The 13,594-nt window shown below is 58.4% G+C and carries 13 protein-coding genes; 8 read left to right on the top strand and 5 right to left on the bottom strand.

Translation table 11 applies throughout. The features are described 5' to 3' along the window. Positions 1-189: 189 nt before the first annotated feature. Positions 190-549 (bottom strand): hypothetical protein, encoded by a 360-nt coding sequence (locus ACTWLJ_RS24175; RefSeq protein ID WP_445178757.1) that lies wholly within the window; start codon positions 547-549, stop codon positions 190-192. Positions 550-785: 236 nt separating this feature from the next. After that, complete coding sequence (locus ACTWLJ_RS24170) at positions 786-1,103, bottom strand: hypothetical protein (RefSeq protein WP_445178756.1); 318 nt, start codon at positions 1,101-1,103, stop codon at positions 786-788. 279 nt (positions 1,104-1,382) lie between these two features. On the opposite strand from ACTWLJ_RS24170, the gene ACTWLJ_RS24165 reads away from it, so the two are divergent. Both ACTWLJ_RS24165 and ACTWLJ_RS24160 read left to right on the top strand, forming a co-directional pair. After that, complete coding sequence (locus ACTWLJ_RS24165; RefSeq protein WP_445178755.1) at positions 1,383-1,838, top strand: hypothetical protein; 456 nt, start codon at positions 1,383-1,385, stop codon at positions 1,836-1,838. 78 nt (positions 1,839-1,916) lie between these two features. Next, positions 1,917-2,228: a hypothetical protein gene (locus ACTWLJ_RS24160; protein ID WP_445178754.1), complete on the top strand. Its 312-nt coding sequence runs from the start codon at positions 1,917-1,919 to the stop codon at positions 2,226-2,228. A 110-nt stretch (positions 2,229-2,338) separates the two neighbouring features. On the opposite strand, the gene ACTWLJ_RS24155 is transcribed toward ACTWLJ_RS24160, so the two are convergent. The 3 genes from ACTWLJ_RS24155 to ACTWLJ_RS24145 are packed head-to-tail and all read right to left on the bottom strand — an operon-like array spanning position 2,339 to position 5,039. Further along, positions 2,339-3,448: a DNA alkylation repair protein gene (locus ACTWLJ_RS24155; RefSeq protein WP_445178753.1), complete on the bottom strand. Its 1,110-nt coding sequence runs from the start codon at positions 3,446-3,448 to the stop codon at positions 2,339-2,341. A 3-nt stretch (positions 3,449-3,451) separates the two neighbouring features. Beyond that, a complete protein-coding gene (locus ACTWLJ_RS24150; protein ID WP_445178752.1) occupies positions 3,452-4,060 on the bottom strand; it encodes a glutathione S-transferase in 609 nt (202 codons plus the stop codon). Positions 4,061-4,118: 58 nt separating this feature from the next. After that, a complete protein-coding gene (locus ACTWLJ_RS24145; protein WP_401210280.1) occupies positions 4,119-5,039 on the bottom strand; it encodes a MurR/RpiR family transcriptional regulator in 921 nt (306 codons plus the stop codon). Positions 5,040-5,352: 313 nt separating this feature from the next. Between ACTWLJ_RS24145 and ACTWLJ_RS24140 the strand changes: the two genes are divergently transcribed. The 6 genes from ACTWLJ_RS24140 (at position 5,353) to iolD (ending at position 13,590) form a co-directional block, all read left to right on the top strand. Continuing rightward, positions 5,353-7,290, top strand: coding sequence for a bifunctional 5-dehydro-2-deoxygluconokinase/5-dehydro-2-deoxyphosphogluconate aldolase (locus ACTWLJ_RS24140; RefSeq protein WP_445178751.1), 1,938 nt, complete (start codon positions 5,353-5,355; stop codon positions 7,288-7,290). Positions 7,291-7,451: 161 nt separating this feature from the next. Next, entirely contained in the window at positions 7,452-8,342 is an 891-nt protein-coding gene (iolE, locus tag ACTWLJ_RS24135; RefSeq protein WP_445178750.1) for a myo-inosose-2 dehydratase, read from the top strand. Next, positions 8,342-9,151 carry a 5-deoxy-glucuronate isomerase gene (iolB, locus tag ACTWLJ_RS24130; protein ID WP_445178749.1) on the top strand — a complete coding sequence of 270 codons (810 nt, stop codon included), beginning with the start codon at positions 8,342-8,344 and terminating at the stop codon, positions 9,149-9,151. The genes iolE and iolB overlap by 1 nt, the downstream gene beginning before the upstream one ends. Before the next feature lie 31 nt (positions 9,152-9,182). Next, on the top strand, positions 9,183-10,682 hold the full coding sequence (locus tag ACTWLJ_RS24125; protein ID WP_445178748.1) for a CoA-acylating methylmalonate-semialdehyde dehydrogenase: 1,500 nt from the start codon (positions 9,183-9,185) through the stop codon (positions 10,680-10,682). 25 nt (positions 10,683-10,707) lie between these two features. After that, the gene (locus ACTWLJ_RS24120) at positions 10,708-11,529 is read left to right on the top strand and encodes a TIM barrel protein (RefSeq protein WP_445178747.1); all 822 of its coding nucleotides are present in this window, start codon (positions 10,708-10,710) and stop codon (positions 11,527-11,529) included. Between the two features lie 129 nt (positions 11,530-11,658). Then, complete coding sequence (gene iolD / locus ACTWLJ_RS24115; RefSeq protein WP_445178746.1) at positions 11,659-13,590, top strand: 3D-(3,5/4)-trihydroxycyclohexane-1,2-dione acylhydrolase (decyclizing); 1,932 nt, start codon at positions 11,659-11,661, stop codon at positions 13,588-13,590. Positions 13,591-13,594: the final 4 nt, after the last annotated feature.

The raw sequence follows: 13,594 nt of genomic DNA, 5'->3' as shown, positions 1-13,594 counted from the left end.
GGTATTACAACGAATTTGCGAACGGATTTCGCGAAGTTACATAAACTTTCAGACTGTCAAAAGCGAAAGACCGCTTTGGGTCGATATCTGCCTGTTTTCGCGTGCTGCAACCGACTCGACAGTGTAAACCGCCGGAGTCAGTGGTGAAGCCTGGGCTCGCGCCTTATTCGCCCCTGAGAGCCATCGTGCTTACCACGCCAAGATGGGAAATACATCGCGCCGCGTACTTACGACATAAGACTCCAATCCATTTTTCTCGGGGAAGATTTTCAAGATCATTTTCGTACTGAAGGTGATGGTTAATACCCTAAAGTTATCAATTGAAAAAGCTTCCACGTCGAGGTTTAAAAATTCAAACAGCAAAGGGCTTGTGGTAGCGTCTTCACCATGCCCCCACTTACATGTCCTACTAATATCACTGACGAATGGACACTGAATTAACACGCTAGCTGTATCACCAAAAAGCAGGATCTGCGAACCGATCCCGACAGTTACACCCGTTAGCGCGGAAGGAACCATTTCGGCCAAATCTAAATCACTTATCATCATGCCGTGCTCTGTTCATGCCGTTGGATATCGAAAAATCATAAATCTGAATCGCCTCCCATTTTATAGGCAGATCATATATCCATTTGTTATGAATTCCACCCAGTCTGAATGCCCGATTCTTCCGAAGGAGGCTCGGGCGAAAGTCTGCTTCTGGCCGAAAGCGGTTTGCCCGGGGCGGCTGCTTCCAGCCAAAAGCGGTTTGCCCGGGGCGGCTGCTTCCAGCCAAAAGCGGCCCCTCATAGGAGGTTGCTTTCGTGCCCTTTGAAAGGCATCTTCAAAGTGTTAGCGATTCGGGCCAGGATCTTTGTGCATCCCTCAGAAACAACCAGCGGTGGCTCATTAATCATGTAAAGCAGGTGTTCAAACGCTACGCCAGTCTCGTTATGATCGACATAATCCAAAACGATTTCACCCCCATTCTCCAAACCTGCTTGAGCTAGCGCATGACCATCGGGTAAGGGGCCTGCTTGTTCGTACGTGATGGACATTAACGTGGCGATTTCCTCGAGCGCTTCAACGAAGTCGGGTCTCAAGTTGTTGTCATGGCAGTTCAATAAAATATGTTCCCCGACTAAGGTAACTCACGGTCAGCCTGCTTCTGGTCGGGCGGCCCGCAGAGAACAATTATCCAATATCAATCAGGCGTCTTTCGCAGGCGTGCTGGCTGAAATTATTGATAGAGTCGTCGAGATTGTCCTCGAGCATCATCTAAATGAAAATGCCAAGTTTTGATGTGCCCTACAGCAAGCGCTGAACCTAGCGATAACCTGTTCGGCGACTGATGCCGAAACAAGCGTTTTGCCCATGGCCCTCTATCGTTAAATGGAATCCCAATGCATCACCGCATCCATGCCGCTTACCATCAAGCCAAATGCAGCCGCAGCAGCTGTGCCTGGCTGTTTATCGACAACACACCCATCGAAGAATGGCTCAACAATCACCTCGACTACCCTGATCTCGACTTGAACGGTCTTTCACTGATGTGGTTGCTGGATGAGGAAGAGGACGCACTCGCCCAACGGCGTTTCACACCCGCGGAGGACGGCACAACGACACCGGTTCCGCTGCTGGTCTGCGGCGATGACATGGACTTTGATTGCTTTGTTCTGATGACCGAACAGGTGATTGACGGCACTACTTTGCACTGGCGCCGTTTTGGGCATAGCGTTTCCGCTGGTCTGGAAGTCGGTATCAATACTCAGTGGGGCTCCGAGAACCGCTCGGTCAGTTTTTCCCTGGCGGACTTTCACGAAGCGTTGGCGGAGTTTTACAGACTGATGAAAGCCTGAAGGGCTAAGTGATGCATGCGAATTCCCACTAATCGGTACCGCGCTACGATGCCCGTACGCTTAAAGGTAGATTAATTTATGGCTAGAAGCGACAGGCTCCAAAAAAAACTTCACGCGCAGCATCTGATGGCAACGGCTGAAGCAGTCGTACTTGATGACGGTCTTGTTGAAAAGCTATGGGCGCTCAATCAAGGTGATAGATTTGAGCTGAATTCAGCGTGCCTCAGTTCGGCAGCTATCCAAAAGTACCGCTTGGAGTACTTGGTAACGAGAGGCCCTATTCCCGGACACTGGCTATACAAGAAATTTAACCCAGAGGAACTTACATTATTTTTTACGGCAAAAGACTTTGACGGCATTTGCCATGGCTGGACTCTATTTGACAAATGAAAATCTCAGGTTTAGTTCTCCAAAATGCAGCTTCTGGCCGAAATTGGACCTTACAATGCCCTCTCTTTTTTCCTGGTTTTGCCAAATACACTCCCGGCCACTCTGACCCCTCACTCCCGGACAATATCAAACCCCCCACCCCCCAAAACCACCCCATTAACCATCACCCGAACCCCATGCCGCCCAACAAAATGCTTCCGCGTAGTGAAATCCTTAATCACCTGCCTCCGACTAACAAACTCGCTACCACCCCCCGCCAACACCATCCCCTTCAACTTAAATACCTTAGCCGAAACCCCGCCATTAGCCTTCACATAGTCAATCGCATAATCAATCACCAACCGCTGTTCTTCAGCCACCGTCGAGCGCACCGTAAACGACAACGTAATCGTCTCGCCCAACCTCACCACCGCCGGCTCAACCCGCACGTCCAGCAACTCAACCTCAGCCTTCGCCCCGGCACCAATCACCGTCAACGCCCGCAAATCCCCCTGTTTGATCAAGCTGCGCAACGCATGCCTGGCAATCCACGCGGTGTGCTTGTCCTCCAGCGACCATCCCTCAATCGCATCCAGCACCCACTCCGGATGCTCTTTCGTCACGTCATTCAAATGATTCGCCACGGACTTGCGCACGTACAGGCTGTCATCGGCCTTCAACCGATCCAGTATCCCCGCCGCCAATCGTGGATCTGCCTGCACCGCTTCCAACCGGAACGACCAGGGCAGGCGAGGGCGGCTGCCTTCGCTGGCGAGTCGTCGCACATGGTGGTTTTCGTCCCCGGCCCAGTCGTGCATCAGTTCCAGCGAGCGCTCGAGGTCACTGCGTAGAAAGTGGCGGATGGCGAATTCCGAGGAGCCGAACGTGGTGAAGTATTTCAACGCGTCCATCGATGTATCGAACGCATCGCCGCCATAACTGGCGACGTAGTGCGGCAAGCACATGCTGACGAATCCGCTGTTGAGGCGTGGCGCGAGTTCGCGCAGTACGTCGAGTGAATCTTCGTAACCCAGCGGCAACACGGCGTGCAGGCTTTCGCTGACGCGGGCCATGCGTTGCATTACGGATAACTCAGCAAGGCCTTCGTTGGCGTGCTTCAAGAAAGCCTTGGCCTTGAATGCCGGGTACACGGCGCTCATTTCGCGGGCGATGTGTTGCAGGCGCTCGGCGTTGAAGATTTCTTTCAGCGCCGGAGCGGTGGTTTCGGGGGCGGTACTCATGGTTCAGGCCATCGGGCTGTTGATGAACGCTTCGAGTGTTTCGGCGTAGGCGGTGTATTGGGCGATTCGCGGGAAGCGGGCGGCATCGACCTGGTCGGGGACGACGAGGTTGGTGAAGCTCCAGGCGACGGCGACGCTGATGCCGTCTTGGGCGATTACGTCGCCGTCGGTGGGCAAGGGCTGTTTTTGCAGTTCGGCTTCGAGGGCGGTGTAAGCGGCGGCGAGTTGGCTTTCGACGCGTTCGACCCACGGTTGGTATTGGATGTCGGCCGGACGCAGGTTGCGTTCGTAGTAGATCTGTACGGATTTTTCGCAGGCGGCGAGGCTGAGGCCGATCAGGCGCAGGGTGCGGGCGCGTTGTTTGAGGTCGCTCGGCAGCAGGCTTTTGCCGGCGACGGCTTCGAGGTAATCGAGGATCAGGGTCGAGTCCATCAACACTTCGCCGTCGTCGAGGACCAGCGTCGGCGCCTTGACCACCGGGTTGATCTGCTGGAACTGCTCGAAATGCCGGAACACCGAGACCGACTCGTGTTCCAGTGCAATGCCCAGACGTTTGGCGGAGATCGCCACGCGCCGCACGTAAGGGGAGTCCAGCATGCCGATCAGTTTCATGACGCGTTCCTTCAAGTCGAACCGGGAAGGCATAACCTATCCGAGCTTGAAGGAATTGTCAGTCGTCGAATCCGACCTGTTCGTGAATCTCGTCCACCTTCAGCTCCAGCCGATACGCCACGGCGATAAACAACGCCTGACACAAGCACAGCGTCGCACTCAACGAGCGGAACGCGAACGAGCTGCCTTCGTTGACCAGCAGCACGGTGTTGGCGCGTTTGGCCAGCGGCGAAAGGTTGCTGTCGGTGAGGATCAGGGTTTTTGCCTGATGGTGCTGGGCGATGCGCAGGCAGTGTTGGGTTTCCTTGGCGTACGGGGTGAAGCTGATCGCGATGACGAGGTCGTTGGCGCGCACGCTGCGCATCTGTTCGCGGTAGCTGCCGCCGAGGCCGGAGACCAGGTGGATGCGTTTGTTGGTGTGTTGCAGGTTGTAGACGAGGTAGTCGGCGACCGCGAAGGAGCGGCGCACGCCGACCACGTAAATGTTGTCGGCGTTGACTACAAGATCGACGGCTTTTTCAAACGCGGCGTCGTCGAGTTCCAGGCCCAGGCGCTCGATGCCGGAGAGGGTGGCGTCGACGCATTCGCGGGCGAGGTCGCCGGCGCTGGCCTTCTGCGACTTGTTGGCGATCATGCTGCGGATGCGTTGCTGGTAGTTCTGCACCGGCGTGGCTTTGTGCGTGTAGGCCTCGCGGAACAGCGCCTGCATTTCGCTGAAACCGCTGAAACCGAAGCGCTGCGAGAAGCGCACGATGGCCGACGGGTGCACTTCGCACTCGCGGGCGATGTCGCTGATGCGGTCGACCATGATCCGGTCGCTTTGCTGGCTCATGTAGCTGGCGATGCGTTTGAGCTGGCGCGGCAGGGCTTCGTATTCTTCGGTGATCAGCTGCAGCAGACGCTCGGCATTGATCGGGGGGCTGGCGAGGTCGCTTTCGGCGGGGCGCTCGTCGGTAGCCGGCTGATCGGTGCGGGACATAGAAAATCCTTCTGGCTTGTTCTTATAGGCCTGGGTTGGTGCGCAGCAGGCCCTGACAATAGGTTGGCTGTGCGCAGTCTACAGGGTAGGCCCTAATAAAATCTTGGCTTGCGCGGTCGGCGGTCGATGCTGAATCGATGCACCGCGTCTGGAACGCTCGTACAAAAGTGTATTGGAAAAAATATTCCACGTAAAAAATATTTGGAATAAATATTGATTATTGCTGCCAGAGCGTTTTAGTCTGAGTCCACTCAATGTGTTTTCTTCGACGTATCGGGGAAAACCACGGCTGATAAAAATAACAGGAGCCAGCATGGGCCAGACTCGTTTTGCCAGTGAGCGTCAATTGGATCTGATTTGCCTCGGGCGCCTTGGCGTCGACCTCTATGCGCAGCAGGTCGGGGCGCGGCTTGAGGACGTTTCCAGCTTCGCCAAATACCTCGGTGGCTCGTCAGCCAACATCGCGTTCGGTACGGCGCGATTGGGCCTGAAATCGGCGATGTTGAGCCGGGTCGGTGACGATCATATGGGACGTTTTCTGGTGGAGTCACTGGCCCGTGAAGGTTGTGACGTCAGCGAGATCAAGGTTGATCCCGAACGCTTGACCGCGATGGTCCTGCTCGGTCTCAAGGATCGCGAAACCTTTCCCCTGGTGTTCTACCGCGAGAATTGCGCCGACATGGCGTTGCGCGCCGAGGACATCAACGAGGCGTTCATTGCTTCCAGCAAGGCGCTGCTGATCACCGGCACGCATTTCTCCACTGAGTCCGTCTACAAGGCGAGCATTCAGGCGCTGGATTACGCCGAAAAACATAACGTCAAACGTGTGCTCGATATCGACTACCGCCCGGTGCTGTGGGGCTTGGCCGGCAAGGCGGATGGCGAGACGCGGTTTGTCGCTGATCGCAATGTCAGCCAGCACGTGCAGTCGATCCTGCCGCGCTTCGATCTGATCGTCGGCACTGAAGAAGAGTTTCTGATTGCCGGTGGCGCTGAGGATTTGCTCACCGCGCTGCGCAATGTGCGGCGCTTGAGCAATGCGACGCTGGTGGTGAAGCTCGGGCCGCAGGGTTGCACGGTGATTCACGGGGTGATTCCGGTGCGGCTTGAGGATGGCGCGATCTATCCCGGCGTGCGCGTCGAGGTGCTGAATGTGCTGGGCGCCGGCGATGCCTTCATGTCGGGCTTCCTCAGTGGCTGGATCGAGGACGCCACGGACGAGCGTTGCTGCCAGTTGGCCAATGCCTGCGGCGGGCTGGTGGTGTCGCGCCACGCTTGCGCCCCGGCGATGCCGACCCGTGCCGAACTCGATTATCTATTCAACAGCCCGGTGCCGATCACCCGGCCGGATCAGGACGTGACGTTGCAGCGCCTGCATCAGGTCAGCGTGCCGCGCAAACAGTGGAAACCGCTGTTCATTTTTGCCTTCGATCACCGCTGGCAGTTGGTGGAACTGGCGCAGAAGAGTGGGCGCGATCTCGCGAGTATCTGCGCTTTGAAGCAACTGTTTATAAAAGCGGTGGAACGGGTTGAAGCCGATCTGCGTGAGCAGGGTGTCGAGGCGGATGTCGGGCTGCTGGCGGATCAGCGTTTTGGGCAGGACTCGCTCAACGCGGCCACCGGTCGCGGCTGGTGGATCGCTCGGCCGGTCGAGGTGCAGAACTCGCGGCCACTGGCGTTCGAACACGGGCGTTCGATTGGCAGCAATCTGATTGCCTGGCCGCAGGAGCAAATCATCAAGTGTCTGGTGCAATTCCATCCTGACGACGAGCCAATGTTGCGGCTGGAGCAGGAGGCGCAGCTCAAGGGTTTGTATCAGGCGTCGCAGGTCAGTGGGCATGAGTTGCTGCTGGAAGTCGTGCCGCCGAAGGATCATCCGTCGGCTCACCCGGACGTGCTCTATCGCGCCTTGAAGCGTCTGTACAACCTCGGCATCTACCCGGCGTGGTGGAAGATCGAAGCGCAGAGCGCCGAAGAATGGCAGCAACTGGATGCGCTGATTGAAGAGCGTGATCCGTACTGCCGTGGCGTGGTGCTGTTGGGCCTGAATGCACCGGCAGCGGCGCTGGCCGAGGGTTTTCAGCAGGCCAGCGCGAGCCGCACTTGCCGAGGGTTTGCGGTAGGGCGAACGATTTTTCAAGAGCCGAGCCGGGCGTGGATGGCCGGCGAGATCGACGACGAAACGCTGATCCGCCAGGTGCAGGGCACGTTTGTCGAACTGATCGACGCCTGGCGCAAGGCCCGAAGCTGAAGAATTCACACGATCCCCTGTAGGAGTGAGCCTGCTCGCGATTTCGGTGGCACATTCCAACATCTGAGTTGGCTGATGCACCGCTATCGCGAGCAGGCTCACTCCTACAGTTGGAAGGTGACGGACTCAATGATTGATGGAAAACAATAAAAGGTGCAGCCATGCCCGCAATCCGAATTGGCATTAACCCGATTTCCTGGAGCAACGACGATCTCCCGTCCCTCGGTGGCGAGACGCCGTTGAGCACGGCCCTGAGTGAGGGCAAGGAAATCGGTTACGCAGGTTTTGAGCTCAACGGTAAATTTCCCAAGGATGCCAAAGGCGTCGGTGACGTGCTGCGGCCTTACGATCTGGCGTTGGTTTCGGGCTGGTATTCCAGCCGACTGGCGACACGTTCGGTGGCCGAGGAAATCGACGGCATCGCCAGCCATGTCGAGTTGCTGGCGCAGAACGGTGCGAATGTTCTGGTGTACGGCGAGGTCGCCGATTCGATCCAGGGTCAGCGCATTCCATTGGTCGAACGGCCACGCTTTCATAGCGAACAGGCGTGGCAGGCATACGCCGACAAGCTCACTGAACTGGCGCGTTTCACCCTGTCCCGGGGCGTGCGTCTGGCGTATCACCATCACATGGGCGCCTACGTCGAATCGCCGTCGGACATCGACAAACTCATGGCCCTGACCGGTAGCGAAGTCGGTTTGCTGTTCGATTCCGGTCACTGCTACATGGGCGGTGGCGAGCCGTTGCAAGTCCTGAAAAAACACATCGAACGCATCTGCCACGTGCATTTCAAGGACGTGCGCAAACCGGTGGTGCAACTGGCGCGCAACAATCTGTGGAGCTTCCCGGATTGCATCATCAACGGCACGTTCACCGTGCCCGGCGATGGCGACATCGATTTCGCCGCGTTGCTGGATGTGCTGGTGGCCGCCGATTATCACGGCTGGCTGGTGGTCGAGGCCGAGCAGGACCCGGCGGTGGCACCAAGTTACATCTACGCGAAAAAGGGCTACGACACCCTGCGCGCACTGCTCAACGAAAGGGGGTTGTGATGAGCCTTCTGGTCAAGAGTCAGGCCCGTGGCCGTACCATGGTCGAGCTGGAAAAGGGGCGTCTTGAGTACGTCGGTTTCGCCGCGTATCGCCTGAGTCTCGGCGAAACCCTGCCGGTGACGGCGGGCGATCAGGAGTTGTGCCTGGTGCTGCTTAGCGGTCGCGTCAGTATCAGCGGCGAGGCGCCGGGGCAGGGCGGATTCGAGTGGGACAACCTCGGTGACCGGCAGTCGGTGTTCGAAGACAAATCACCGTTCGCCGCCTATCTGCCGCCCGGCAGTCAGGCGCAAGTAATTGCGCTGAGTGACACGCAAATCGCCGTCTGCGCCGCACCCGGTTCGGCCAGCGCCAATCTCGGGCCACGGCTGATCCGCCCGGAATCAATGAAGCGCAGCGTGCGCGGCAAGGGCGCCAACACTCGTTACGTCTGCGACATCTTGCCGGACAGCGAGCCGGCGCATTCGCTGCTCGTCGTGGAAGTGCGCACGCCGTCCGGGCATTCGTCGAGTTACCCGCCGCACAAGCACGACACCGATGACTTGCCGCACCAGAGCTTTCTCGAAGAAACCTATTACCACCAGATCAATCCGCCGCAGGGTTTTGTCTTCCAGCGCGTGTATACCGACGACCGCAGTATCGATCAGGCCATGGCCGTGGAAAACAGCGATCTGGTGGTGGTGCCCAAGGGTTATCACCCGGTCAGCGTGCCGTACGGCTACGAGTCTTATTACCTGAATGTCATGGCCGGGCCGAAACGTGTCTGGCAGTTCCATAACGACCCGCAGCACAGCTGGCTGCTGGATCTCTGACTTCCCACGTTTTGAACGGAGCGCGACAACAATGAGCAATGCCCCGGTAATCGGCCACTACATCGATGGTCAGGTGCAGGACAGCGGCGAGCGGTTCAGCAATGTGTTCAACCCGGCCACCGGTGTGGTGCAGGCGCAAGTGGCGCTGGCCAGCGTCAAGACCGTGGAAGAGGCTGTCGCGTCCGCGCTGAAAGCCTTCCCGGCGTGGTCGGAGCAATCGTCCCTGCGCCGTTCGCGGGTGATGTTCAAGTTCAAGGAATTGCTCGACCGCCATCACAACGAGCTGGCGGAAATCATCACCCGCGAGCACGGCAAAGTGCTGTCCGACGCCAAGGGTGAGGTCACGCGCGGCATCGAAATCGTCGAGTACGCCTGTGGTGCGCCAAACCTGCTCAAGACTGAATTCAGCGACAACATCGGCGGCGGCATCGACAACTGGAACCTGCGCCAGCCGTTGGGCGTATGCGCAGGCGTTACGCCGTTCAACTTCCCGGTGATGGTGCCGCTGTGGATGATTCCGCTGGCGCTGGCTACCGGTAACTGTTTCATCCTCAAACCTTCGGAGCGTGATCCGTCGGCGAGTTTGCTGATGGCGCGTCTGCTGACCGAGGCCGGGCTGCCGGACGGCGTGTTCAACGTGGTGCAGGGCGACAAGACTGCGGTAGATGCGCTGTTGCAGCATCCGGAAGTCGAGGCGATTTCCTTTGTCGGTTCGACGCCGATTGCCGAGTACATCCACCAGCAAGCCACTTCACGCGGCAAGCGTGTACAGGCGCTGGGCGGGGCGAAAAATCACATGATCGTCATGCCTGATGCCGATCTTGATCAGGCCGCCGATGCGTTGATCGGCGCGGCTTACGGCTCGGCCGGTGAACGTTGCATGGCGATTTCGATTGCCGTGGCGGTCGGCGATGTCGGTGACCGTTTGATTGCCAAACTGTTGCCGCGCATCGACCAGCTCAAGGTCGGCAACGGTCTGCAGGGCGACAGTGAAATGGGTCCGTTGGTGACCGCTGAACATAAAGCCAAAGTTGAAGGATTTATCAGCGAAGGTGTGGCTCAGGGCGCGCAACTGCTGGTTGATGGCCGGGGTTTCAAGGTGCCGGGCGCCGAGGGTGGTTTCTTCGTTGGTGCGACGCTGTTCGATCAGGTCAGCACCGAGATGAGCATCTATAAGCAAGAGATTTTCGGCCCGGTGCTGGGCATCGTCCGCGTAGCGGATTTCGCCAGTGCCGTGGCGTTGATCAACGCCCATGAGTTCGGTAACGGTGTGTCGTGTTTCACCAGCGACGGCGGCATTGCCCGGGCGTTTGCTCGCACTATCAAGGTCGGCATGGTCGGTATCAACGTGCCGATTCCGGTGCCGATGGCCTGGCACTCCTTTGGTGGCTGGAAGCGCTCGTTGTTCGGCGATCACCACGCCTACGGTGAAGAAGGCGTGCGTTTCTACAGTCGCTACAAAAGCGTGATGCAACGCTGGCCCGACAGTATCGCCAAAGGCCCTGAATTCAGCATGCCGACTGCCAAATAATTCGTCTGTGCGGAGAACAACAAGAATGACTCAGCCCCTGCGTTTTGCTCTTAATCGGATGGTCGCCCCACGACTTTCCCTGCCCGAGTTCATTGATCTGGCGGTAAGCCTCAAGGCCGACGCCATCGAGATTCGCAACGACCTAAAAGGCGTTGAAATCGAGGACGGCACTGCCCCGCAAACGGTTCGTGAGTTGTGTGCGGCGAAAGGCATCAGTGTGTTGTCGATCAACGCGCTGTACCCGTTCGATGTGTGGAATGACGAGCGTCGTGCCCAAGCCACCAAACTCGCCGCGTATGCCCGGGATTGCGGGGCGCAGGGTTTGGTCATGTGTCCGCTGAACGACACTGGTGACGTGCGTACTCAAGCGCAACGCGCCGTTGGCCTGCGCACGGCGTTGACCGGGTTGGCGCCGATCCTTCGCGAGTACGGGATTCTCGGCTTCATCGAGCCTTTGGGTTTTGAAGAATGCTCGCTGCGGCGCAAGCGTACGGCGGTAGACGCGATCCAGGCGATTGGCGGGCTGGATGTGTTCCGACTGGTGCATGACACCTTTCACCATCACCTCGCCAGTGAGCATGAGTTTTTCCCTGAACTGACCGGGTTGGTGCACATCTCCGGCGTCGAGGATGCCGAGGCGCCGCTGGCGAGCATTCGTGACGGCCATCGGGTGTTGGTGGGCGAGGGCGACATTCTCGGTAACGCGGCGCAGATCGACACGCTGCTGAGCACGGGTTACAGCGGCTATCTGTCATTCGAACCGTTCGCCGACAGCGTCCATGGTTTGCCGGATATCGAACAAGCCATCAGCGCCAGCATGGCTCACCTGAAAAACTCCCTGACCTGACAAAAAACCTGTGGGAGCGAGCCTGCTCGCGATGACGGCAGCACATGCAGCAAAGATGCCGCCAGTTGCACCGCTTTCGCGAGCAAGCTCGCTCCCACAATGGTTTCTTCGTGTATTGAAGGATCGGATATGACCACAACAAGACTGACCATGGCCCAGGCCCTGGTGAAATTTCTCGATAACCAGTACATCGAAGTCGATGGCGTGCAGAGCAAGTTTGTTGCCGGGATCTTCACGATTTTCGGTCACGGCAATGTGCTCGGCCTCGGTCAGGCGCTGGAGCAGGACAGCGGCGACCTGATCGTCCATCAGGGCCGTAACGAGCAGGGCATGGCCCACGCCGCCATCGGTTTCGCCAAACAGCATCTGCGCCGCAAGATCTACGCTTGCTCCTCGTCGGTAGGTCCGGGTGCGGCGAACATGATTACAGCAGCGGCCACCGCGACGGCCAATCGCATCCCGTTGCTGTTGTTGCCCGGTGATGTCTACGCCAGCCGCCAACCGGACCCGGTGCTGCAACAGATCGAGCAGTTCCACGACCTGAGCATCAGCACCAACGACGCCTTCAAAGCCGTGAGCAAATACTGGGACCGGATCAACCGCCCCGAGCAGTTGATGACCGCTGCGATCCACGCCATGCGCGTGCTCACCGATCCTGCCGAAACCGGCGCTGTGACTTTGGCGCTGCCGCAAGACGTGCAGGCCGAAGCCTACGATTACCCGGATTACTTCCTGCAAAAACGCGTGCACCGCATCGAGCGCCGACCGGCCACCGAAGCGATGCTCGGCGATGCGCTGGCACTGATCAAAGGCAAGCGTAAACCGTTGCTGATCTGCGGCGGTGGGGTGAAGTATTCCGGCGCCAATGCCGCGTTGCAGGCGTTCGCCGAACGCTTCGGTATTCCGTTCGCTGAAACTCAGGCGGGCAAGAGTGCGGTGGTTTCCAGCCATCCCCTGAACCTCGGCGGCATCGGCGAAACCGGTTGTCTGGCCGCGAATCTGCTGGCGCCCGAGGCGGATCTGATCATTGGTGTCGGCACTCGCTACAGCGATTTCACCACCGCGTCGAAATCGTTGTTCAAGCATCCGGACGTGCAATTCCTCAACCTCAATATCAGCCCGTGCGATGCGCTGAAACTCGACGGCGTGCAGCTGCTGGCCGACGCGAAAACCGCTTTGGAGGCCCTGAGCAACATCCTCGGCGACTACCGCGCCGAGTGGGGCGATCAGCCGCGTGAGGCCAAGGCGCAGCTGGACGCAGAGGTTGACCGGATTTATCAGGCCGAATACCAGACTCAGGATTTCGTCCCGGAAATCAACGATCACATGGACCCGGCGGTACTGCGCGAATTCATCGAGCTGACCGGTTCATGCCTGACCCAGAGTCGTGTGCTCGGCGTACTCAACGAAACCCTGGCCGATGATGCGCTGATCGTCGCCGCCGCTGGCAGCCTGCCCGGTGATTTGCAGCGCAGTTGGCGCAGCAAGGGCGTCAACACCTATCACGTCGAGTACGGCTATTCGTGCATGGGCTACGAGGTCAACGCGGCGCTGGGCGTCAAGCTCGCCGAGCCGGATCGCGAGGTCTATGCGCTGGTCGGCGACGGCTCTTACATGATGCTGCACTCAGAGCTGGCGACCTCGATTCAGGAGCGCCGCAAGATCAACGTGGTGCTGCTGGACAACATGACTTTCGGCTGCATCAACAACCTGCAAATGGAACACGGTATGGACAGCTTCGGCACCGAGTTCCGCTTCCGTAACCCCGAGACCGGTAAGCTCGATGGCGGTTTTGTCCCGGTGGATTTCGCCATGAGCGCGGCGGCCTACGGCTGCAAGACCTACAAGGTGAACACGGTTGCAGAGTTGCAGGCGGCGCTGGCCGATGCGCGTTTGCAGACGGTGTCGACCCTGATCGATATCAAGGTTCTACCCAAAACGATGATCCACAAATACTTGTCGTGGTGGCGGGTCGGTGTGGCGCAAGTGTCCACCAGTGCCCGCACCGATGCAGTCGCGAAAACCCTTAATGAACGGTTGGCCAAGGCCCGCCAGTACTGATTGT

Source organism: Pseudomonas sp. McL0111 (genome assembly GCF_052567255.1).
Note: the sequence above shows the minus strand (reverse complement) of the source record. Positions and strands in the feature narration are given on the sequence as shown.